This is a genomic window from Mesorhizobium sp. BH1-1-5 (assembly GCF_020165615.1).
In the GTDB taxonomy this organism is placed as follows: Bacteria; Pseudomonadota; Alphaproteobacteria; order Rhizobiales; family Rhizobiaceae; genus Mesorhizobium.
The window spans coordinates 17250-38573 of sequence record NZ_JAIUIM010000016.1; the positions used below are offsets into that span (position 1 = coordinate 17250).

Annotated in this window: 23 protein-coding genes; 12 read left to right on the forward strand and 11 right to left on the reverse strand. The window is 65.7% G+C overall.

Features of this window, described 5'->3' with window-relative positions:
• The first annotated feature begins 43 nt into the window (after positions 1 to 43).
• Positions 44 to 829 (forward strand): helix-turn-helix domain-containing protein, encoded by a 786-nt coding sequence (locus LB572_RS21105; protein ID WP_140808211.1) that lies wholly within the window; start codon positions 44 to 46, stop codon positions 827 to 829.
• Positions 830 to 1009: 180 nt separating this feature from the next.
• On the opposite strand, the gene LB572_RS21110 is transcribed toward LB572_RS21105, so the two are convergent.
• Entirely contained in the window at positions 1010 to 1942 is a 933-nt protein-coding gene (locus LB572_RS21110) for a CHAD domain-containing protein (protein WP_224669068.1), read from the reverse strand.
• On the reverse strand, positions 1939 to 2412 hold the full coding sequence (locus LB572_RS21115) for a CYTH domain-containing protein (protein ID WP_224669069.1): 474 nt from the start codon (positions 2410 to 2412) through the stop codon (positions 1939 to 1941). The genes LB572_RS21110 and LB572_RS21115 overlap by 4 nt, the downstream gene beginning before the upstream one ends.
• A 91-nt stretch (positions 2413 to 2503) precedes the next feature.
• On the opposite strand from LB572_RS21115, the gene LB572_RS21120 reads away from it, so the two are divergent.
• Genes LB572_RS21120 through LB572_RS21135 form a run of 4 tightly spaced genes read left to right on the forward strand, consistent with a single transcriptional unit; the run spans position 2504 to position 6208 of the window.
• Positions 2504 to 3208, forward strand: coding sequence for a CerR family C-terminal domain-containing protein (locus tag LB572_RS21120; RefSeq protein ID WP_224669070.1), 705 nt, complete (start codon positions 2504 to 2506; stop codon positions 3206 to 3208).
• Positions 3205 to 4158 carry an HlyD family secretion protein gene (locus LB572_RS21125; protein ID WP_224669071.1) on the forward strand — a complete coding sequence of 318 codons (954 nt, stop codon included), beginning with the start codon at positions 3205 to 3207 and terminating at the stop codon, positions 4156 to 4158. The genes LB572_RS21120 and LB572_RS21125 overlap by 4 nt, the downstream gene beginning before the upstream one ends.
• Complete coding sequence (locus LB572_RS21130) at positions 4155 to 5075, forward strand: ABC transporter ATP-binding protein (RefSeq protein WP_224669072.1); 921 nt, start codon at positions 4155 to 4157, stop codon at positions 5073 to 5075. Before LB572_RS21125 ends, LB572_RS21130 begins: the two co-directional genes overlap by 4 nt.
• Positions 5072 to 6208 (forward strand): ABC transporter permease, encoded by a 1137-nt coding sequence (locus tag LB572_RS21135; protein ID WP_224669073.1) that lies wholly within the window; start codon positions 5072 to 5074, stop codon positions 6206 to 6208. Before LB572_RS21130 ends, LB572_RS21135 begins: the two co-directional genes overlap by 4 nt.
• A gap of 84 nt (positions 6209 to 6292) precedes the next feature.
• Here LB572_RS21135 and LB572_RS21140 read toward each other — a convergent pair whose 3' ends face one another.
• A complete protein-coding gene (locus tag LB572_RS21140; RefSeq protein ID WP_224669074.1) occupies positions 6293 to 7267 on the reverse strand; it encodes a threonine/serine dehydratase in 975 nt (324 codons plus the stop codon).
• 222 nt (positions 7268 to 7489) lie between these two features.
• Positions 7490 to 7813 (reverse strand): hypothetical protein, encoded by a 324-nt coding sequence (locus tag LB572_RS21145; RefSeq protein ID WP_140808227.1) that lies wholly within the window; start codon positions 7811 to 7813, stop codon positions 7490 to 7492.
• Between the two features lie 177 nt (positions 7814 to 7990).
• Between LB572_RS21145 and mbfA the strand changes: the two genes are divergently transcribed.
• Positions 7991 to 8974, forward strand: coding sequence for an iron exporter MbfA (mbfA, locus tag LB572_RS21150; protein WP_224669075.1), 984 nt, complete (start codon positions 7991 to 7993; stop codon positions 8972 to 8974).
• Positions 8975 to 9136: 162 nt separating this feature from the next.
• On the opposite strand, the gene LB572_RS21155 is transcribed toward mbfA, so the two are convergent.
• Entirely contained in the window at positions 9137 to 9481 is a 345-nt protein-coding gene (locus LB572_RS21155) for an antibiotic biosynthesis monooxygenase family protein (RefSeq protein ID WP_140809511.1), read from the reverse strand.
• Positions 9478 to 9846 (reverse strand): NIPSNAP family protein, encoded by a 369-nt coding sequence (locus LB572_RS21160; protein WP_224669076.1) that lies wholly within the window; start codon positions 9844 to 9846, stop codon positions 9478 to 9480. Before LB572_RS21160 ends, LB572_RS21155 begins: the two co-directional genes overlap by 4 nt.
• A gap of 171 nt (positions 9847 to 10017) precedes the next feature.
• Between LB572_RS21160 and LB572_RS21165 the strand changes: the two genes are divergently transcribed.
• Positions 10018 to 10692 carry an ArsR/SmtB family transcription factor gene (locus tag LB572_RS21165; protein WP_224669077.1) on the forward strand — a complete coding sequence of 225 codons (675 nt, stop codon included), beginning with the start codon at positions 10018 to 10020 and terminating at the stop codon, positions 10690 to 10692.
• A gap of 113 nt (positions 10693 to 10805) precedes the next feature.
• Here LB572_RS21165 and ligD read toward each other — a convergent pair whose 3' ends face one another.
• Together ligD and LB572_RS21175 are read right to left on the reverse strand one after the other, a co-directional pair.
• The gene (gene ligD, locus LB572_RS21170) at positions 10806 to 13307 is read right to left on the reverse strand and encodes a DNA ligase D (protein WP_224669078.1); all 2502 of its coding nucleotides are present in this window, start codon (positions 13305 to 13307) and stop codon (positions 10806 to 10808) included.
• A gap of 12 nt (positions 13308 to 13319) precedes the next feature.
• Positions 13320 to 14186 carry a Ku protein gene (locus LB572_RS21175; protein WP_224669079.1) on the reverse strand — a complete coding sequence of 289 codons (867 nt, stop codon included), beginning with the start codon at positions 14184 to 14186 and terminating at the stop codon, positions 13320 to 13322.
• 353 nt (positions 14187 to 14539) lie between these two features.
• Here LB572_RS21175 and LB572_RS21180 point away from each other — a divergent pair, with 353 nt between their 5' ends.
• The 4 genes from LB572_RS21180 (at position 14540) to LB572_RS21190 (ending at position 17134) form a co-directional block, all read left to right on the forward strand.
• The gene (locus LB572_RS21180) at positions 14540 to 14686 is read left to right on the forward strand and encodes a hypothetical protein (protein ID WP_108702809.1); all 147 of its coding nucleotides are present in this window, start codon (positions 14540 to 14542) and stop codon (positions 14684 to 14686) included.
• Positions 14687 to 14688: 2 nt separating this feature from the next.
• Positions 14689 to 14814 carry a hypothetical protein gene (locus LB572_RS34465; RefSeq protein ID WP_263498209.1) on the forward strand — a complete coding sequence of 42 codons (126 nt, stop codon included), beginning with the start codon at positions 14689 to 14691 and terminating at the stop codon, positions 14812 to 14814.
• A 51-nt stretch (positions 14815 to 14865) separates the two neighbouring features.
• Positions 14866 to 15318: a thiol-disulfide oxidoreductase DCC family protein gene (locus LB572_RS21185; RefSeq protein WP_224669080.1), complete on the forward strand. Its 453-nt coding sequence runs from the start codon at positions 14866 to 14868 to the stop codon at positions 15316 to 15318.
• Between the two features lie 73 nt (positions 15319 to 15391).
• Complete coding sequence (locus LB572_RS21190; protein ID WP_224669081.1) at positions 15392 to 17134, forward strand: SDR family oxidoreductase; 1743 nt, start codon at positions 15392 to 15394, stop codon at positions 17132 to 17134.
• Here the strand turns inward: LB572_RS21190 and LB572_RS21195 are convergent.
• From LB572_RS21195 to LB572_RS21205, 3 genes are all read right to left on the reverse strand, one after another.
• On the reverse strand, positions 17029 to 17406 hold the full coding sequence (locus LB572_RS21195) for a DUF1850 domain-containing protein (protein ID WP_224669082.1): 378 nt from the start codon (positions 17404 to 17406) through the stop codon (positions 17029 to 17031). The genes LB572_RS21190 and LB572_RS21195 overlap by 106 nt on opposite strands.
• Entirely contained in the window at positions 17406 to 19499 is a 2094-nt protein-coding gene (locus LB572_RS21200) for a TRAP transporter permease (protein WP_224669083.1), read from the reverse strand. The genes LB572_RS21195 and LB572_RS21200 overlap by 1 nt, the downstream gene beginning before the upstream one ends.
• Positions 19500 to 19731: 232 nt before the next feature.
• On the reverse strand, positions 19732 to 20691 hold the full coding sequence (locus LB572_RS21205) for a TAXI family TRAP transporter solute-binding subunit (protein WP_224669084.1): 960 nt from the start codon (positions 20689 to 20691) through the stop codon (positions 19732 to 19734).
• A gap of 258 nt (positions 20692 to 20949) precedes the next feature.
• Here LB572_RS21205 and LB572_RS21210 point away from each other — a divergent pair, with 258 nt between their 5' ends.
• Positions 20950 to 21318 carry a YciI family protein gene (locus LB572_RS21210; RefSeq protein ID WP_224669085.1) on the forward strand — a complete coding sequence of 123 codons (369 nt, stop codon included), beginning with the start codon at positions 20950 to 20952 and terminating at the stop codon, positions 21316 to 21318.
• Positions 21319 to 21324 lie beyond the last annotated feature (6 nt).

Genomic DNA, 21324 nt, shown 5'->3' on the forward strand with positions numbered 1-21324 from the left:
GTATCGCATCTCAATACCAATTCGCATGAACGAGGCGCATTCCATGAACGGTCCGATCTTCGAGGCGCTGAAACGGACGCTGAAGGCCAAGGGCCTGACCTACCGGACGCTGGCCGAACGCATGGGCATTTCCGAGCCGACGGTGAAGCGCATCTTCCATGAGAAGAACTGCAAGCTCGACCGGCTGATGGAGATCTGTGCCGCGGCCGATGTCGAGCTGGAGAACGTGCTCGGCGCGATGAACCGCGGGCCGGGTCCGGCCAACCGTGTCGCGCCGGAGATCGAGCGCAGGCTGGCGGCGCGGCCGGCGCTGCTCTTCGTCTTCATCATGCTGTCGGAGAGGTTCACGCCGGAAGGCATCATGCGCTCGCAGGGCCTGAGCGAAGCTTCGATGTTCCTCTATCTGCGCGACCTCGAGGAGCTTGGGCTGGTGGCGCTGGGGCGCGGCCTGTCGGCAAGGCTGCTCGTCGACACGCCGATCCAGTGGGATTTCGAAGGGCCGCTGAAACCGCATTTCGAGATGACCAACAAGAATTTTGTCGGCTGGGCGCTCGGCCACATGGAGCACGGCGCGACCTTCATCAGCTTCTCCCGGCGGATGCGGCCGGAAACGGCGGAGATGCTGCGGCGCGAGGCCGACGAGCTCGCCGAACGCGCCAGGCTGCTTGCCCATCACGATCAGCACACCACGCCCGAGGACCAGCTCACCGGCTACAAATGGACCTTTGCTTTCGGGGCGACGCCGTTTCCGGCGATCATGCCGATCGGGCCGCATCCGAGGGATGCGGGGGCGCGAGCGGCAAAGGAGAAACGTGCGCTACCGGCGTAGCGCCTTCCCTTCTCCCCCTGTGGGAAAAGGTGTCGCCGAAGGCGACGGATGAGGGGTGTTCCAGGGAATGAGACGTTAGCGATTGCCGCTTTTGACGAGCGCGTTGGCCAAGCTGGAGCACCCGTCATCCGGCCGCTTCGCGGCCACCTTCTCCCACAAGGGGAGAAGGTTAGGGCGGTGCTAAGCCGCTTTCGCTTCTTCCTGGGGGCCGGCGAGATCGTCGCGCGCCTTGCGGGCGAGCCTTTTGGCCGAGCGCTTTGGGCTGTCGCCGAACAGGTCGGTGGCATCGGCAAGGCAGGCCTTGGTCAGGCTCTTTTCGGAGCGCTTCAGGAGCTTGCGCAGAAGCTTCGTCTCGTCGGCCGGGCCAAGCGGCTCGCCCTGGGCATCGAGCAGCGCGCGCATGACGAAGACGTCGTGCAATTCGCCGAGTTGCTCGCCGAGCTTGTCGACCGCCTTGCGGCGCGCCTTGATTGGCGTCGGCCACAGGCGGCCGAGCAGGGACAGATGCATCGAGTGTGTCTTGGCCGCCTTGCGCAGGTCGTGAAAATCCTCGTCCTTGCCGCGCTCTCCCGCCTTGTCCAGCGCCTTCTTCGCCCGCCGCAAGGTGGCGCGGGCGCCGTCGGCCAGGATGTCGGCCGCTTGCTCCGGCTGATCGGGCAGCGCCAGCCTGGCGATGCGCTCCAGGCCTTCACGGCAGGCGGCGATGGCCGCATTGATGGCGGCGTCGAGGCCGGGACCGGCATGGAGCTCGTGCTGGCGCAGCACCAGCCGTTCGCGCACCGGGTCGAGACCGCCGCCCGCGGATTGTTCCGGAAAGGCTTGGGCAAGGCGGTCGACAGTCTCGATCAAGGCGGTCGCCTCGCGCGGGCCTGCGAGCAGCGCCGAGACCTGCTTATAGCATTCGTTCTCGGTCTGGCAGAACGGTTCGTCCCCGGAACGAACCAGGCGCAGCAAGGCGCGCACGCTTTTCAGCCGCTTGCGGCATTTGTGCAGCCCCTGCTCCGGCTTCTCGCGCGCCATCTCGAGATGAGCGATTGCCTTGCCGATCTCGTCGGCCAATATGCGCCTGACCTCGCCCGTCAGCGGCAAGCGCGGATCGATACGGAAGCTCATGCGGCGATCTCCGGAATCCCCCCGAGGGCCAGCGACGCGTTGTAGAACCTCGACTCGCCGGTGACCTCGCGACCGAGCCAGTCGGGCAGCATTTCGTCAGATACGTCCTCCGGCGTCTCCAGCTCCGCGATCACCAACCCCGCGAGCTTGCCGCCGAAAACATCGACTTCATAGAGATAGCTGCGGTGTCTAACATGGTGGCGTGTCTTCTCGATGACACGTCCGACGGCAAACGTCATCAATTCCTCGGCCTCGGCAAGCGGGATGGAATATTCGAATTCGTCGCGCTCGCGCGCCCTGTCGCCGAACTTCAGCGTCAGCCTGGCGGAGCGCCCGTCGCTGATGCGCACGCGCACCGTGCGGCCGGGCTGGGCGGCGACATAGAACTGGCGAATACGGATTTCCGCCTCGACCCCGTCGCGCCAGGCGGGACTGGAGACCAGGAACTTACGCTCGACTTCCTTGCCCATGGCCGCGCACTAAAGCCTGTGAGGGCCGGGAAGGCAAGCCGACTCAGAGGCCAAATTTGACTTTAATCAATCGATTGATTAAAGTCTGGATATGAATAAGCAACCGATCATAAAAAGGCAGCCGCGCGAGGCCACCACTGCCGATCAAACGCGGGCGGCGCTGGTGCACGCGGCGCTAAAGCTGTTCGGGCGGCAAGGTTTCGACGGCACCTCGACGCGCGAGATCGCGGCCGAGGCTAAGGCCAATATCGGCTCCATCGCCTATCATTTCGGCGGCAAGGAAGGCCTGCGCGCCGCCGCCGCCGACTTCATCGTCGACACCATCCAGGGAATCGCCGGCCAGGCGCTGGGCGGCGCCCAGGCCGCTCCGCCCCTCGACCCGGAAGCCGCCCGGGCCCAGCTTTTCGCAGCACTGGAGCGGATGGTCGGTTTCGTCGTGGCCAGTCCGCAGGCCGGCGAGATCGTACAATTCGTACTTCGCGAACTCTCGCATCCGACCGCCGCGCTCGACCGCATCTATGCCGGCGTCTTCGAGCCGACGCACCGGCGGCTGTGCCAGATATGGGAACAGGCGACCGGCGAACCGGCCGAGAGCGAGGCGACCAAGCTCACCGTCTTCACCATGATCGGCCAGGTCATCTATTTCCGCATCGGCCGCGAGGCGGTGATGCGCCGCATGGGCTGGCGCGGGATCGGCAATGAAGAGGCCGCCAAGGTGGTGGCGGTCACGACCGGCAACCTCAGGGCGATGCTGGCGGCACGTGGGCCGGCCGCCGGCAGGAAGGGCAAATCATGAGCTTTCTCTGTTCGCTGCCGCTCGCGGCCCAGCTGTTCGGCGCCTGCACGCCGGCCGCGCCTTTGGCTGTCGGCTATGTCGAAGGCGAATATGTGCTGATGGCGCCGATCGAAGTGGCGCAGGTGGCGACGGTGACCGTCAGGCGCGGCGACCGTGTCGAGAGCGGCACGGCGGTGGCGACGCTGGAAGACGCCGACGCCAGGATCGAGGTGGCGCAGGCTGAGGCAGCACTTGCGCAGGCGCAGGCGCAGCTTGCCGATTTGCAGGTCGGCAAGCGTCCCGAGGAAATCGCCGTGCTCAAGGCCGAGGTCGACATGGCCAAGGCCCAGGCCGCCGACGCCAAGCGCAAATACGACCGCGCCAGCGACCTCTACAAGCGCGGCACCGGCACTCAGGCCGACTACGACACCGCCTCGGCCTCGCTGGAGACGGCCAACGCGCAGGTCGGCCAGGCGCAGGCCAATCTCGCCGTCGGCAACCTGCCGGCGCGGGCCGAGACCATCAAGGCCGCCGACAACCAGGTCAAGCAGGCGCAGTCGAGCCTGGAGCAGGCGAAGTGGCGGCTGTCGAAGCGGGTGCTGGCCGCGCCCTCGCCCGGCCGCGTCAACGACGTCATCCGCAATCCCGGCGACACCGCCGGACCGACCGCGCCGGTGATCTCGATGCTGCCGGACGGCGCCGTGAAGCTCAGCGTCTATGTGCCCGAAAGCGCATTTTCGTCGGTCAAGGTCGGCAGCGAGCTCAACGTCCATTGCGACGGCTGCGGAACAGGGCTGAAGGCGCGCGTCAGCTATGTCTCGCCCGATCCCGAATTCACGCCGCCGGTGATCTACTCGCTCGAGAACCGGCAGAAGCTGGTCTATCTCGTCGAGGCGCGGCCGGACGGCAATGCCGGGCCGCTGCAGCCCGGCCAGATCGTCGATGTCGATCTCGCGGATCTCGGGCAATGAACGCCATCGACGTTCGCGGCCTGGTCAAGCGCTTCGGCGACAAGACCGTCGTCGACCATGTGACGATGACGGTCGCCGAAGGCGAGATCGTCGGCTTCCTCGGGCCGAACGGCTCGGGCAAGACGACGACCATCCGCATCATGTGCGGGCTTTTGACGCCGGACGAAGGCGACGGCACGGTGCTGGGCTTCGACATCCGCAGCGACGCGCTGAAGATCAAGCGCGAAGTCGGCTACATGACGCAGAAATTCTCGTTCTACGAGGATCTGACGATCGGCGAGAACCTCGAATTCGTGGCGCGGCTCTACCGGTTGAGGCCGGTCGAGCAGTATGTGGCGAGGACGCTGGAAGAGCTCGGCCTGGCGAGCCGCCGCAACCAGCTGGCCGGCACGCTTTCGGGCGGTTGGAAGCAGCGGCTGGCGCTGGCCGCCTGCATCATGCACAAGCCGAAGCTGCTGCTGCTCGACGAGCCGACGGCCGGCGTCGACCCCAAGGCGCGGCGCGAGTTCTGGGACGAGATCCATCGGCTGGCCGGCGGTGGGCTGACCGTGCTCGTCTCCACCCATTACATGGACGAGGCCGAGCGCTGCCACCGCATCAGCTACATCTCCTACGGCAAGATGCTCGCCACCGGCACGGTCGACGAGGTGGTGAGGAATGCCGGGCTGACGACGTTCGTGCTGCAGGGGCCGCGGCTCGACCAGGTCGCCGAAGCGTTGCAGGGCCGGCCCGGCGTCGACCAGGTGGCGCCGTTCGGCGCGACGCTGCATGTCGTCGGCTCCGACAAGGCGGCGCTGGAGAAGGCGCTCGCCGATGTCGAGAAGGAGCATAAGGGCGTCACGGTGAAACCCGGCGAGACCAGCCTGGAGGATGTGTTCATCCAGTTCATGTCCGGCTCGAAGGACAATATGGCATGAACGCGGTCTTCTCCTTCGCCAGGCTGGGCGCGCTGCTGATCAAGGAATTCATCCAGATGCGGCGCGACCGCATCACCTTCGCCATGATGCTGGGCGTGCCGCTGATCCAGCTGGTGCTGTTCGGCTACGCGATCAACAACGACCCGAAGAGCCTGCCGGCAGCACTGGTGGCGACCAGCAGCGACCCCTACACGCGGGCGATGGTCTCGGCGCTGCAGACCACCGGCTATTACCGCTTCGACCATGTCGCGCAAAGCGCCGAGGAAGCCGAGTTCCTGATGGCGCGCGGCGATGTCTCCTTCGTCGTCACCATTCCCGCCGATTTCGCGCGACGGGTGGAGCGCGACGACAACCCGCAGATCCTGATCGAGGCCGACGCCACCGATCCGGCGGTGGCCAGCGGCGCGATCTCGACGCTGAGCACCGTCGCCAGCCAGGCGCTGCTGAGGGCGCAGGGAACGCAGGAAGCTGCCAAGGAGGCGGCGCGCGGCCAGCTCGATGTCATCGTGCACCGGCGCTACAATCCCGAAGGCATCTCGCAGTACAACATCGTGCCCGGCCTGCTCGGCGTCATCCTGCAGATGACGATGGTGATGATGACCTCGATCGCGCTGACGCGCGAGACCGAGCGCGGCACGATGGAAAACCTGCTGGCCATGCCGTCGAGCCCGCTGGAGATCATGATGGGCAAGGTGCTGCCCTACCTTGTGGTGGGCGCGGTGCAGGTGGTGGTGGTGCTGGCCGCGGCGAAACTGCTGTTCGCCATTCCCTTCATGGGATCGATGTCGCTGCTGCTATCGGCGGTGCTGGTGTTCGTGCTGTCGCTGGTCCTGCTCGGCTACACGATCTCGACGATCGCGCGCACGCAGATGCAGGCGCTGCAGCTCACCTTCTTCTTCTTCCTGCCCTCGATCATGCTGTCGGGCTTCATGTTCCCCTATCGCGGCATGCCGGGCTGGGCGCAGACCTTCGGCGAGATCTTTCCGCTGACGCATTTCCTGCGCATCACCCGCGCGGTCATGCTGAAGGGCGCCCAGTTGCCGGCGGTGGCGACGGAGATCGGCTGGCTTGTGCTGTTCGTGGCGCTGTTTGCCGGCGTCGCGCTGGTGCGGTTCAGGCGCACGCTGGATTGATCAACGCATCGCTTAAGGATCTAACGCCGGCGGGACAGAGGGGGTGTGACGGATCGCGGCGATCCTGCACGCAGGCCGTAGCGCCTACGCCGCCATGATCCGCGCATAAGTGCCGAAATCGACATTGCCGCCCGACAGCACCACGGCAACGCATTTGCCGGCGAGGTCGATCTCGCCCGACGAGAGCGCGGCAAAGGCGACGCAGCCGCCGGGCTCGACCACGAGCTTGAGATAAGCCATGGCGTCGCGCATCGCCTGGGCGGCGGCCTCGTCGGAGACGGCGATGGCGCCGGCGAGGTTGCGGCGGTTGATCTCGAAGGTGATGGCGCCGGGCTCGGCGGTAAGCAGCGCATCGCAGATCGAGCTGTGGCCGGGCTCGTTCGACACCCGCTCGCCCTTGGCCAGCGAGCGGCGCGTGTCGTCGAAATGCTCGGGCTCGACGGCCCAGACTTGCGTTTGCGGCGAAGCATCCTTGACGGCGACGGAAATGCCGCTCGACAGGCCGCCGCCGCCGCAAGGCACGACGACGGCGTCGAGCGCCGCGCCGAGCGTTTTCGCCTGCCTCATCAGCTCCAGGCCGATCGTGCCCTGGCCGGCAATGATGGCCGGATCGTCGAAGGGCGGCACCAGCACCATGCCCTTCTCGATATAGGGGCGGACGACCGCCATGCGATCCTCCTTGAAGCGGTCGAACGGCACCACCTCGGCGCCCATCTTGCGGACATTGCCGACTTTCATGGCCGGCGCGTCGGCCGGCATGGCGATCACCGCCTTGACGCCGAACATGGCGGCCGACGCCGCCACCCCTTGCGCATGGTTGCCGGACGAGAAGGCCACGACGCCACGGCCGCGCTCTTCCTCGCTCAAGCTCGAAAGCTTGTTGTAAGCGCCGCGGATCTTGAAGGAGCCGGTGCGCTGCAAAGTCTCGGGCTTGAACAGGATGCGGCCGCCATAGCGCTTGTTGAGCTCGGGCGATTCGATCAGCGGCGTTTCGACGGTCAGGCCGGAAAGCCGCGCGGCGGCGGCGCGGATGTCGGAGATGCCGGGGAGATCAAGCATGACGGGCCTCGCAGGGGATGGGTCAACTTATGCTGCACGGAAAATGAGGCGGCGCGCCAACGAAAAAATGTGATGGAGACAATGTTGGTGATGATGGCGGCGGCTGCGAAGTGGTGGTCTCCCCCTTGCGGGGGAGATTGGCAGTTTCACCGCCGGCGCCTTGTCGAACGAAGTAATCCGACGATCTATGCAAGACGGCCTCCTAGCTGCGTTGACGCCCCCTCACCCCAGCAGCGTCTTCGTCCGTTTGCTGCCGCCGAGCTTGCGCCAGCTATTGAAGCGGTGCGTGGCGGCGGCGAAGGATATCTTCATCTGCTGCGATACCGTGTAGCGCGACTTGCCCTCGTCGAACATGCGGTAGCAGCACTCCGCGCCTTCCTCGGTCAGCTTGCCGTCCGGCGTCTTGTTGTGCGGGTTGGCGGGGTCGAATTTCTCGATCTGTTCCTCGACCAGGCCTTTCAGGCGCTGCAGGTCGGCCTCGATGCTGGCAATGAGGTCGAGAATGGGTTTCGGCTCGAATGCGTGCTGGGGCTTCTTGTTCGTCATGCCGGTTTCCTTCAATTTCGATTGTTGGCAGCTATATAGGCTAACATTCGGTAATAATGAAGAGGCGGCCGGGATCCGCTGGATCACTCTTTTGCGCGCAGCCCCGTGCCGTTCGCAATTGACGTTGGCCGGCCGAAATCCTAGTTTAGAACAATTCTAAACTAGAGTGATCCCATCATGCTTTCCCGTGTTTTCGGCTTCGGCCGCCGTTCCTTCGATTCGCTGTCGGAGCAGGAGATCCTGGCGCTGGCGATCTCTTCCGAGGAGGATGACGGGCGCATCTACCGCGCCTATGCCGATGGGCTGGCGGAAGACTTTCCGCAATCGGCCAAGGTCTTCGAGGCGATGGCCGAGGAGGAGGATGGGCATCGCGATTCCCTCATCGAGCTTTACCGCAAGCGCTTCGGCGAGCGCATCCCGCTGATCCGGCGCGAGCATGTCAGAGGCTATTTCGAACGCAAGCCCGACTGGCTGGTGAAGCCGCTCGGCATCGAGCATGTGCGGCGGCAGGCCGAAGCCATGGAGCAGCAGGCTTACCGCTTCTATGTCGCGGCGGCCAAGCGCACCACCGACGCCTCGACGCGAAAACTGCTCGACGATCTCGCCGTGGCCGAACAGAGCCATGAGAGCTCGGCGCATCAATTGGAGCAGGAGCATGTGCCGGGCACGGTCAAGGTGGAGGAAGCGAGCGCCGAGCAGCGCCAGTTCATCCTAACCTATGTGCAGCCCGGGCTGGCCGGACTGATGGACGGGTCGGTGTCGACGCTGGCGCCGATCTTCGCCGCCGCCTTCGCCACGCACGACACCTGGCAGACGCTGCTGGTCGGTCTCGCCGCCTCGATCGGCGCCGGCATCTCGATGGGTTTCACGGAAGTCGCCTCCGACGACGGCAAGCTGTCGGGACGCGGCTCGCCGATCAAGCGCGGCTTGACGGTCGGACTGATGACGACGCTAGGCGGGCTCGGCCACGCGCTGCCCTATCTCATCCCTCATTTCTGGACGGCTACCGCGGTTGCCGCCGTGGTGGTTTTCTTCGAGCTCTGGGCCATCGCCTTCGTCCAGAACCGCTACATGCAGACCCCCTTCTGGCGCGCCGCCTTCCAGGTCGTGCTGGGCGGCGCGCTGGTGTTCGGGGCGGGTGTGCTGATCGGGAATGCGTAGGTTTTCCCTTCTCCCCTTGTGGGAGAAGGTGTCGCCGAAGGCGACGGATGAGGGGTGTTCCAGGGAACGCCGACGTCTCACTCCGCTGAAACACCCCTCATCCGTCTCGGCGCTGCGCGCCGATCCACCTTCTCCCACAACGGGAGAAGGAAGAATCGCGCTTCACCCATTCACCGCCCTGCTATCCTGCGGCGCCTCCGCCCTTTCCTCCAGCCCATAGTCGCGGACGACATGGGCGATGCGCAGACGATAGCCGGCAAAGATTCCGCCGCGACCGGCCTGCTGCGCCTGCCGGTGCTCCTCGGTGTTGCGCCAGGCCTTGACCGCTTCCTCGTCGCGCCAGAAGGACAGCGAGAGCACGCGCTTCGGGTCGGTGAGGCTCTGGAAGCGCTCGACCGAGACGAAGCCGTCGATGCCGTCGAGCAGCGGCCGGAGATTGGCGGCGATGCCGAGATAGGCATCGCGCTTCCCCTGCGCCGGCTCGACCTCGAAGATGACAGCGATCATGCCTCTATCCCTTCCTTGACCTTAACGTCGGTGCGAAAGACCTGCCGCGGACCATGCGGGCCGGACACCAGCCTCAGGAAGACGCGGTCCTCCTTGACGATGAACTTCTCGCGCCGTGCGAATTCGTAGTTTGCCTTGCCGGCCGGGTCCGCGGCAAGCCGGGCGCGGTAGGCTTCGTAGGCCGCGAGGCTTTCGATGTTGTAGGCGGCGTAGGCCGTGGTGGCCGAGCCTTCATGCGGCGCGTAGTAGCCGATCAGCTCGGCGCCGCAGCGTGGAATGGCCTGACCCCAGGCGCGCGCATATTGCTCGAAGGCCGCCTTGCCGAACGGATCGATCTCGTAGCGGATGAAGCAGGTGATGGTCATGTCGGTCTCCTCGTCTGGTTGGTTTTCGGACGGCGATGCTTCGACCGGGGTCGAAACGTCGCTTGCGCCGTTGTGATAGGCATTCTCCTGTCAGGAGTGTTTGCCTGGGCTGATTGAGCTGACCGCAGAATAGTGCTTCCCTGACGAGAATGCTTCGATGAGGATCAAACCATGCGTGAAGGACCAGACATCGCCCGCATCGCGAGCCTGGTCGGCGACCCGGCCCGCGCCAACATGCTGAACGCCCTGATGGGCGGCACGGCGCTGACCGCGTCGGAGCTGGCGCTGGAGGCCGGCGTGTCGCTGCCCACCGCGTCCTCGCATCTGTCGAAGCTGATGGAGGGCGGGCTGCTGACCTTGGCCAGCCAGGGCCGGCATCGCTATTACGGCCTGGCCAGCGCGCAGGTGGCCGGCATGATCGAGGCGATCATCGGCGTCGCCGAAGCGGTCGGCCCGAAACGGGTGCGGCCGGGACCGCGCGATGCGGCGATGCGCGTGGCGCGCGTCTGCTACGATCATCTCGCCGGCGAGCAGGCCGTCGCCATGCTCGACCGGCTGTTCGACAGGAAGCTTTTGCTGCGCGAGGACAATGAGATCAGGCTCTCACCGTCCGGAGCCTCGCATTTTTCCGCGCTCGGCATCGAGACCCATGCCAAGGCGCGGCGGCCGGTGTGCCGCGCCTGCCTCGACTGGAGCGTGCGGCGATCGCATCTCGCCGGCACGCTAGGCGCGGCCATCCTCGACAAGATCATCGCCGAGAAATGGGCGCGGCGCGAAAAGGACAGCCGCGCCGTGGTGTTCTCGCCAACGGGGAGGCAGGCGTTCGAGAGGGTGTTTCTGTCTTGAAGCCCCGGTGCCGATAACGTGCAAATGTCGGCGCGAGGCGCCCCTCTCTGCCCTGCCGGGCAGAGAGGGGGGCGAAGGATCGCGGCATAGGCGACCTCGGGTCTTGCCCGCGCTCACCCCCTTTTCAACACCTTCCCCAGCTTGAAGAACTCCTTCCACGGATCCGCCTTCTTCAACTGTGCCAGCGTGGAAGCATCGCCAAGCGGGAAGGCATTCGGCGCCAAGCCCTTCTCGAGCTCCGGCCAGGTCACCGGCATCGACACCGTCGCGCCTTTCTTGGCGCGCGAGGAATAGGGCGCGACAGTGGTCGAGCCGCGGCCGTTGCGCAGATAGTCGACGAAGATTTTTCCGGTGCGCGCCTTCTTCGACAGCGTCGCGGTGTAGCGGTCGGGCGTGGCCTGCTCCAGCGCGCGGGCGAAATCATGCGCGAAGTCCTTGACCGCGTCCCAGTCCGCCGATGGCTTCAGCGGCACCAGCACATGATAGCCCTTACCGCCGGAGGTCTTGACGAGGTTGGGCAGCGACAGCGCGTCGAGCTGCTTGCGGATGTCGAGTGCCGCTTCGCGCACCTTGCCGACGTCGACGCCTTCGTCCGGATCGAGGTCGAAGATGATCTGGTCAGGCTTTTCCAATGCGTCGAGGGTGCAGCCCCAGATATGGACCTCGACCACGCCATATTGGACGAGTGCGGCTAGCCCGTCGAAATCCTTGATGTACAGGATCTCCTCGCCGTCGGTCGGGTCCTTCATCCTGGCGATCTTGTCGCTCATGCCGGGCGAAGCATGCTTCTGGAAGAAGCGCTGGCCGTTAATGCCATCCGGCGCGCGCACCAGGCTCAGCGGCCGGTTGACGACGAATTGCTCCATGCGCGGCCAGACCAGCGCGTAGTGATCGAGCAGGTCCTGCTTGGAGATTTTTTCATCGGGCCAAAGGAGCTTGTCAGGATGCGAGAGCTTTACCGAGGTTTTTGCCGTTCCACCCGAGGGCTTCGGCGCGGCCTTCGCGCCCGGCTTTGCTTCGCTCTCGGCCTTAGTCTTCTTCGGCTGTTCCTGCACGACTTCCTCCGGCGGCTTGTCCTCGCGAAGCCCCTGGAACGAGGCGTGGCGGATTATACGGTCGGATGTCCAGCTGCGGAACTCCACCTCGCCGACAAGTTCCGGCTTGACGAAGGTGAGGCCCTTGCCCTTGGGCACGGCGGCCGAGAAGGGCGACGCCGTCGCCGTGAGGCGATCGAGCTTCTTCTTCAAATCGGTCATCACCTTGCCGGAAAAGCCGGTGCCGACACGGCCGGCATAATGCAGCTTGCCGCCCTCATTGAAGCCGACCAATAGCGAGCGCACACCGCGCCCGGTCTTGTCCGAGGGCAGATAGCCGCCGATGACGAATTCCTGCCTGAGCGTGCATTTCGACTTGATCCAGGAGAGCCCCCGACCGCTGCGATATGGCGCGTCGGCGCGCTTCGACACCACGCCTTCCAGGCCCATGCGGCAGACATGCTGCAGCATGACCTTGCCGGGCTCGTGGAAATGATCGCTGAAGCGCAGCGCCGAATCCTCCGGCTGCTTGCCGAGCAGCTCGGCCAGGGCCTGCTTGCGCTCCACCAGCGGCTCGCGGCGCAAATCCTGACCGTCGAGCCGCATCAGGTCGAAGACATAATAGACGAAGCGGTCGGCGCGGCGGGCCGACAAATCCGCCTGCAGCAATGGGAAGGACGAGACGCCGCTGTCGGCCAGCACCACGATCTCCCCGTCGAGAATGGCGTCCCGGCATTTCAGCTTGCCAAGCGCTGCCGTAACCGGTCCGTCGAACTTCTCCGTCCAGTCGAGGCCGGCGCGGGTCAGCAACCTGACCTCGCTGCCTTGGATCTGCGCCTGCATGCGATAGCCGTCGAACTTCACTTCGTGCAGCCAGTCTTCGCCGGCGGGCGCCTCCTTCTCCAGCGTGGCGAGCTGCGGCTCGATGAAGTCGAGGCGTTTGGCGTGCGTGGCCTTGGCGGCGGCCGGCCTGTTCGACTGCCAGACCTTCGGTGTCTGCCCCTTGGCGGCCTTGCCCTCGCCGACCTGCTCGATGGTGAGGCCCGACTTCACCGATTTCGGTTCGTCCTCGAGGATATCCTCGCCGGGCCGGGCGGCGGCATCGTCGGATTTGATCAGCAGCCAGTTGTCGCGCTTCTCGCCGGGGCGCGGCCTCAGCCTGACCAGATGCCAGCGGCCGTTGAGCTTGTGGCCTTCGAGCTCGAAGTCGATATGGCCCTTCTTCATGCCCTGGGCCGGATCGCCATCGGGCGTCCACTTGCCTTCGTCCCAGACGATGACCGCGCCGCCGCCATACTGGCCCTTCGGAATGGTGCCTTCGAAGGAGGCGTAGTCGAGCGGATGATCCTCGACATGCACGGCCAGACGCTTCTCATGCGGGTCGAGGCTCGGGCCGCGCGTCACCGCCCAGCTCCACAAGACGCCGTCATGCTCCAGCCGGAAATCATAGTGGAGCCGCGTGGCGGCGTGCTTCTGGACGACGAAGATGCCGCCGCCCTGCTTTTGCCTGCCGACCTTGCCGGCCGGCTCGGCGGTCTTCTTGAAGTCGCGCTTGGCGTGATATTGCTCGAGGCCGGCCATGCCGCCACTCCCTTATGCGGATTTGCGCTTCGGCGCAGGCGCCTTGGCCTTCGGCCGACGCGCCGTCGTTTTGGATGAAGATTTGCCGGCTTTGCCGCCGCCTTCCGCGTTGAGGCTCTTCTTCAGTGCGTCGAACAGGTTGACGACATTGGACGGCTTGGGCGGCGCCTTGGCCTTGGGCGCCTTCTTGCCGGCCTTCTTGGCGCGGATCAGCTCGAGCAGCGCGTCCTCGTAGCGGTCGTCGAATTTCGAGGGATCGAACTTCGTCTTCTTGCCGTCGATGATGTGCTGGGCGAGGTCGATCATCTCCTTGTCGGTCTTCGCCGCCGCGATATCCTCGAACACCGTCGCCGGCCGGCGCACCGTGTCGTCATAGCGCAAGGTGGTCAGCACCATGCCCTTGCCGAGCGGCTCGATCACCACCGGGCGTTCGCGCTGATAGAGCACGATGCGCGCCAGCCCTGCCATCTTCCTCGCCGCCATCGCATCGCGGATGACGGCGAAGGCTTCTTCCGAGACCTTGTCGGCCGGCGAGACGTAATAGGGCGTGTCGAGATAGATCTGCTCGATCGAGGATTTCTCGACGAAACCGTCGAGGCTCATCGTGTGCGAGGACTCGATCTGCACCCCCTCGATCTCGTCCTCCTCGATATGGACGAAATCGCCGTCGCTCACCTCGTAGCCCTTGATCTCATCGCCGTCTTCCAGCGGCTTGCCGGTTCCGGCGTCGACATAGATGCGTTTGACGGTGTTGCCGGTCTTGCGGTTGAGGATGCGGAACGAGACTTTTTCCGCATGGGTGACGACGTTGGTCAGCTCGATGGCGCATGTGACCAGCGACAGTTTGAGATAGCCCTTCCAGGCCGGGCGTGGTGCCATTGTGAACTCCTGGGCGACGCGACCTTACCGCAACGGGCGGAGGCTTGCTCGGGTTCCGCGACGGACCGGAACCATCGTCCCGCCTTACGCAATGAAATTTCCCGTCACTGGGCGAACGTGAAACAGAAGCGCGCCGAAGCGACATCGGAACGAAACATATGTGATGCAAAAGTCACACGCAGCGGAATGGCGACAAAAGGCACCGAAAGACCCCGAATCAGCCGCAATCCCGCCACGAAGCAACGACTTTCGGACCAGAAATTAACATCACGTTCACCGACTATTCACGCCTCGACGCTATGCTCTCGAACAATTCGGACGGGACATCCGAAAGCGGGACAGGGACAGGTAAAATGAACTTCTGGAACCACATCGCCGGCTACGCCGCCGCCATTCGCGAATTCGTCGCGCCGACCTACCGGCCCGAGCGCTACTACATGCGCGGCCCGGGTCCGGCCTGCGCGCGCCGCGGCAACTCGCTGGGCGTCAGCGCCAACTGATCATGACCCGCGAACGCGCCCACCACAGCCGCATCTGCCGGCCGGCCGCCGACCAGCGCGCCACCACCTATCGCGCCGAGCGCCTGACGCTCGCCGCCAACTGGCGTGCGACAACGCCGCGACTTTGACGCCGCCGCCGGCTGGCTTAGTGTCTAAAGGCACAAGCAGCCGGGGCCGCCATGACCGACCTGCCCGAACCGAGCCGTCCCGCCTCTCCAAGCCAGGCTTATGACGCCCGCTATCCGCTGATCGTCTTCGACGGCGTCTGCGTGTTCTGCTCGGGCTTCGTCCAGCTCATCCTCAGGCTCGACCGGAAAAAACGCTTCCGCTTCGCCACGGCGCAATCGCCGATCGGCGAGGCGCTGTTTCGCCGGCATGGCCTGCCGACCGACGATTACGACAGCAACCTCGCCATCATCGACGGCGCGGCCTTCACCAAGCTCGACAGCTTCGTCGCCGTCATGGCCGCGCTCGGCTGGCCATGGCGCGCGATGAAGGCGCTGCTCATCCTGCCGCGGCCGCTGCGCGACTGGCTCTACGATCGGGTCGCCAAGAACCGCTACGCGCTGTTCGGCCGCAAGGACAGTTGCGACATTCCTTCGGCCGAGTTGCGGGAGCGGTTGATCGGCTAAGGGTATTTGTTCCCACGCAATTCCGGACGGAAACCGCTGCACACTTTTCCTGGAATTGCTCTAGGGGCCAAGCATGAAGCTTCTCATCGTCGGCGGCTACGGCACCTTCGGCGGACGCATCGTCCAACTGCTGGAGAACGAGCCTCGGCTCGAGCTCATCATCGCCGGACGGTCGCTCGCCAAGGCAGCGGCCTATTGCAGGGGTCGAGGCGACACCAAGGCGCGGCTCGTGCCGGCGGTGTTCGACCGCGACGGCGACCTTGCCGCGCAACTCGCCGACATGCGGCCCGATATCGTCGTCGACGCCAGCGGCCCGTTCCAGGCCTATGGCGAGGGGCGCTACCGGCTGATCGAAGCCTGTATCGACGCGCGCATCCACTATCTCGACCTTGCCGACGGCTCGGAATTCGTTGCGGGGGTCTCCGCTTTCGACGCTGCGGCCAGGGCGGCCGGCGTGATGGTGCTGTCCGGGGTGTCGAGTTTTCCTGTTCTGACCGCGGCGGTGGTGCGGCGTCTTTCGGCCGGCATGGCACGCATCGATACTATCCGCGGCGGCATCGCGCCGTCGCCCTTCGCCGGCGTCGGCGAAAACGTCATCCGTGCCATTGCAAGCTATGCCGGCCGGCCCGTGCGGCTGGTGCGGGGTGGCAAGCCTGCCAAGGGTTATCCGCTCACCGAGCAGATGCGCTATACGATCGCGCCGCCTGGACGCGTGCCGGTGCGCAACACTTTGTTCTCGCTGGTCGACGTGCCGGACTTGCGGGCGCTGCAGGCGCTTTGGCCGGAAGCGAAGACCATCTGGATGGGCGCCGGCCCGGTGCCGGAGGTGCTGCACGGGGCACTGATCGGCCTGGCGTGGCTGGTGCGTATAGGCCTCATCCGCTCGCTGTCGCCGTTGGCCTCGCTGATGCATTGGGCGACCAACCGGCGCTCATGGGGCGAGCATCGCGGCGGCATGTTCGTCGCGGTCGAAGGCGCGGACGAAGCAGGCAGGCCGATCAAGCGATCCTGGCATCTGTTGGCCGAGGGCGACGACGGGCCGCTGATCCCCTCCATGGCGGTCGAGGCGATCCTCCGCAAGGCGCTCGCCGGCCGCATGCCCGCGCCGGGCGCGCGAGCCGCGGTGCATGACGTCGAGCTCGAGGACTATGAAGCGCTCTTCGCTGGCAAGACGATCCACGCCGGCTTCAGGGACGACACCGACAAGGCGAAGGCGCTCTATCCGGACCTGCTCGGCGATGCCTGGACAGACCTTCCCGCCGAAATCCGCGCCATGCATGAGGGAGCGGCGCTGGCGCAGGGCCGCGCGAGCGTGGAGCGCGGCGGCGGCATGCTTAGCCGGCTTGCAGCACGGCTGATCGGCTTTCCATCCGCTGGGACGGATATCCCGGTCAAAGTCCGCTTCGACATCGGCGCGGATGGCGAGACCTGGACGCGGACTTTCGGAGCGCACCGCTTTTCGAGCCGGCAGTTCGCCGGGCGAGGCCGCTCGCAGCGGCTGCTTTGCGAGCGCTTCGGCCCGCTCACCTTCGCCATGGCGCTGGTCGTCGACGAGAACCGGCTCCGCCTCGCGCTGCGCCGCTGGAGCTTCCTCGGCCTGCCCTTGCCGATGTGGCTATGCCCCCGCTCGAACGCCTACGAAACGGTCGAGGACGGCCGCTTCCGCTTCCATGTCGAGATATCGCACCCGGCGGCCGGGCTGATCGTGCGCTACCGCGGCTGGCTCGTGCCGTCGCAGGGTTCGAGCACGGTGGGCTCGCCGGCCGTGGCGCCCAGTTCCCGGCAGCCCGAGGCCGTGCACAGCGTCCAGCCTTGACCGGTGGCGCCGGACGCCGCGAGCACCAGGCGCGGCTGGGGTCCGATGCGCGGCGCATAGATCCACCAACCGTGCCGCAGCACCGAGCCCTCGGGCGGCTCCATGCCGGCGCCGGAGCCCTTGACCCGCGCCTCGACGACCTGCAGCCCGGCAGGCAGCACTTTCCAATCCTCCTGCCAGCGCGTCCGTTCCACCGAATGCGTCCAGGACAGCGTGAAGGCGGCGACGGCGAGCGTCACCGTCTTGCCGGCGGCGAGGATACACAGGCTCATCAGGCGCCGGCCGTGGGCAGTCGGCGGGCACGCCAGCAGTGCCAGCCGATCCAGACCAGCGCCAGCACCCATCCGGTCTCGTCGGTGAGCGGCAATGCGGCCACCAGCAGCAGGCCGGCGCAGAAGGCGACGAGACGCTCCCACAAGGCCATGCGGCGGGCAAGGAAGCCGACGGCGGCGGCGCCCCAGAGCACGATGCCCATGCAGGCCTTGACGACGATATAGGCGACCTCGACCGGATAGCCGAACGAAGCCGCGATCGGACCGGCGTCCTGCAGCATCAGCGCCGGCGTGTAGACGGCCATGAACGGCACGACGAAGCCGGCGATGGCGAGCTTGGTCGCCTGGATGCCGATCTTGAGGCCGCTTTCCTTCGCCATCGGCGCGGCGGCGAAGGCGGCGAGCGCCACCGGCGGGGTGAGATCCGCCATGATGCCGAAATAGAAGACGAACATGTGGCTCACCACCAGCGGCACGCCGAGCGACAGCAGCGCCGGGCCGGCGAGCGAGGAGGTGATGATGTAGTTGGGGATCGTCGGAATGCCCATGCCGAGAACCAGGCAGGTGAGCATGGTCAGCACCAGCGACAGGAACAGATTGTTCTCGCCGATGGAAATGATCCAGCCGATGAAGGTGGAGGCGATGCCGGTGAGCGTCAGCGTGCCGATGACGATGCCGACGATGGCGCAGGCGATGCCGACGGGCAGGGCGTTCTTGGCTCCTTCGGCAAGCGAGTCGACGCAAATGCGCAGCGTCTCGCGCCCGCCCTTGAAGGCGAGGCAGGCGACGACCAGCGCCGCGATGACCAGGCTGAGCGCATTGACGCCGAAGCGCATGAAGGAGGCAGCCGCAAGCCCGAGCGCCAGCCAGAAGACGACGCGGAAGGCGAATGGCCCGATCAAAGCTGCCAGCGGCGTGCCGAGGATGAGCACGATGGTCAGCGCCAGGCCCATCGTGCCGGCGAAAATCGGCGTGTAGCCGGCAAACAAAAGGTAGACCAGCACGGCGAGCGGCAGCACCAGCGGCCAGTGCTTCCGCACCGCCTCCCAAGGGTTGGGGAGCTCGGCCTTGGCCATGCCGTGCAGGCCGGCTTTGCCGGCTTCCAGATGCACCTGCCAGAAGCAGGCGCCGAAATAGAGCAGCGCCGGGATGATCGCCGCCTTGACCACCTCGGCGTAAGGGATGTTCAGCGTCTCGGCCATGATGAAGGCGACGGCGCCCATCACCGGCGGCATGATCTGGCCGCCCATCGAGGAGGTCGCCTCGACCGCGCCCGCAAAGGCGGAGCGGAAACCGAAGCGCTTCATCAGCGGGATGGTGAACTGGCCGCTGGCGACGACATTGGCGACACCCGAACCGGAAATGGTGCCCATCAGCGCCGAGGACAGCACGCAGACCTGGGCCGGACCGCCGCGCCACGAACCGACGAGGCCGAGCGCGAAATCGTTGAACAGCGCGATCATGCCGGCCCGTTCGAGGAAGGCGGCGAAGACGACGAAGATGAAGATGTAGGCGGCCGAAACATAGACCGGCGTGCCGTATATGCCTTCGGTGCCATAGGCGAAGGTGTCGACCAACTGCGCGAAATCATAGCCGCGATGGATGAAGGGCGGCGGCAGGTGATTGCCGACGAAGCAATAGGCGAGGAAGATTAAGGCGATGACCGCCAGCGGCAGGCCCATCAGCCGCCTTGCCGCTTCGAAGACCAGCACGACCAGCAGCGCGCCGACGATCAGATCCGGCGTGGTGAGGAAGCCGGAGCGGCGGATGAGGTCGGCGTAGAACACCCAATTGTAGAGGCCGGTGCCGAAGCCGAGCAGGCCGAGCACCCAGAAGCCCACCTTCGCCGCGGCGCTGCCGGCGCGCAGGTTGGCGATGAGGCCGAAACCGAGCAGCAGCAGGAAGCCGACATGCATGGCGCGCACCACTTGGCTGGGCAGGCTGCCATAGGCGGCGATGTAGATCTGGAAGACGGAGAAGGCGACGGCGATGGCAAAGGCGGCCTTGCCGGCGAGGCCGTCGCCGAAGCCCGGCGGCAGGCCTTCGACCTGTTCTTCGGCGGTTGGAGACAGAACGGTCGGGGTTTCGGTCATTGGCGGGTTCCTGGCGGGCAATACCGTCTCCGTTGAGGGCAGGGAAGCCGCATAGGGCACTTCCCCTCACCCAGCCTCCGCTTCGCTCGGCTGACCTCTCCCCGAGGGGAGAGGAGGCGGTCGGCGTTGGCGCCATTCTCTTCTCCCCGACGGGGAGAAGGTGGCCGCGAAGCGGCCGGATGAGGGGGCTGGCGCTGCGCTATGCGATAGCCCTCCCTCAATGGGAAGGCGTCTACTTCAGCAGCCCCTTTTCCTTGTAATAGCGCTCCGCGCCGGGGTGCAGCGCCACGGGCATGCCGTCCAGCGCCTTTGCCGGATCGATTGCCTTGGCGGCGGCGTGAGCGGCAGCCAGCTGGTCGAGATGCTCGAACAGCAGCTTGGTCATCTGATAGGCGGTGTCGTCGGACACGTCGGCGCGGGTAACCAGGAAATTGCCGACCGCGGCGGTCGCGACGTCTTCCGTCTGGCCCTCATAGGTGCCTTTCGGGATAACCACGGAAATGTAGGGCGCCCCGATCTTGGCGACGTCCTCGGCCGGCACGGCGACGACGTTGATGGGAAGCGAGGTCGCGAGGTCGCGGATGGAGGCGACGCCGAGGCCGGCCGACTGCAAGGTGGCGTCGAGCTGGCGGTTCTTGATCAGCTCGACCGACTCGGCAAAGGGCAGATACTCGACCCGTCCGAGGTCCTCATATTTGAGACCGGCGGCGGCAAAGATGGCGCGCGCGTTGAGCTCGGTGCCGGAGGCGGGCGCGCCGACGGACAGGCTCTTGCCCTTGAGGTCGGCGAGCGTCTTGATGCCGGATTCCTGGCTGGCGACGATCTGGATGTAATTGGGATAGATCGCGGCGATGCCGCGCAGCTTGTCGAGCTTGCCCGGGAAGCCGGCCTCCGTGTTGCCTTCGGCGGCCATCTTGACCGAATCGCCGAGCGCGAAGGCGATCTCGCCCTTGCCCTGCTGCAGGAGGTTGAGGTTTTCGACCGAAGCCTTGGTCGCCTGAACCTGTGTGCGCGAGCCCTCGATGCCCTTGCCGTAGATCTCCGACAGCGCGACCCCGAGCGGATAGTAGACGCCCGACGTTCCGCCGGTGAGCACATTGATGAATTCCTGCGCCCCGGCCGTCACGGCGCCAAGGCCGAGCGACAAGGCCAACGCGCCGGCGGCAACAAGCTTGGTCCTGAAATTGAACATCGCGATTTCCTCCCTGAAAACATCTGGCCCGCAAACCCGCCCTCCCGGCGAGCCGCGACGAGTTTAGACGGGAGGAGCCAAATGCCAACCCGCAATTGCATGCGTTAGACCAATGGTTGAGTGGCGGCGAAAGGCGCCGGCTTGCGCTCGCTTGCTTTGGGGACGAAAGATTTTCGAGGCGCCTGTCGAAATCGGCCGCGGCCGCGCGACATAGGTCGGCACGCGACGATGCGGCCTTCAACAAAACGGGAAAAGACCATGCGATACATGCTTTTGATCTACAATAACGAAGCCGCGATGGCGAACGCGCCGAAGGAGCAGACCCAGCAGGTGCTCGCGGCCTATGGCGCCTATACCGAGGCGCTGAAGAAATCCGGCGCGTATATCGCCGGCGAGCGGCTGCGGCCGACCCAGGCGGCCACCTCGGTGCGGCTGGCCAGCGGCAAGACCAATGTGCTCGACGGCCCCTATGCCGACACCAAGGAGCAATTGGCCGGTTTCTACATGATCGAGGCCGCCGACATCGACACGGCGATCGAATGGGGGGCGCGCTGCCCGGCATCCAGCACCGGCACGGTCGAGGTGCGGCCGATCTGGGAAATGGCCGAGTACATAGAAGCCGCATAGCGAACG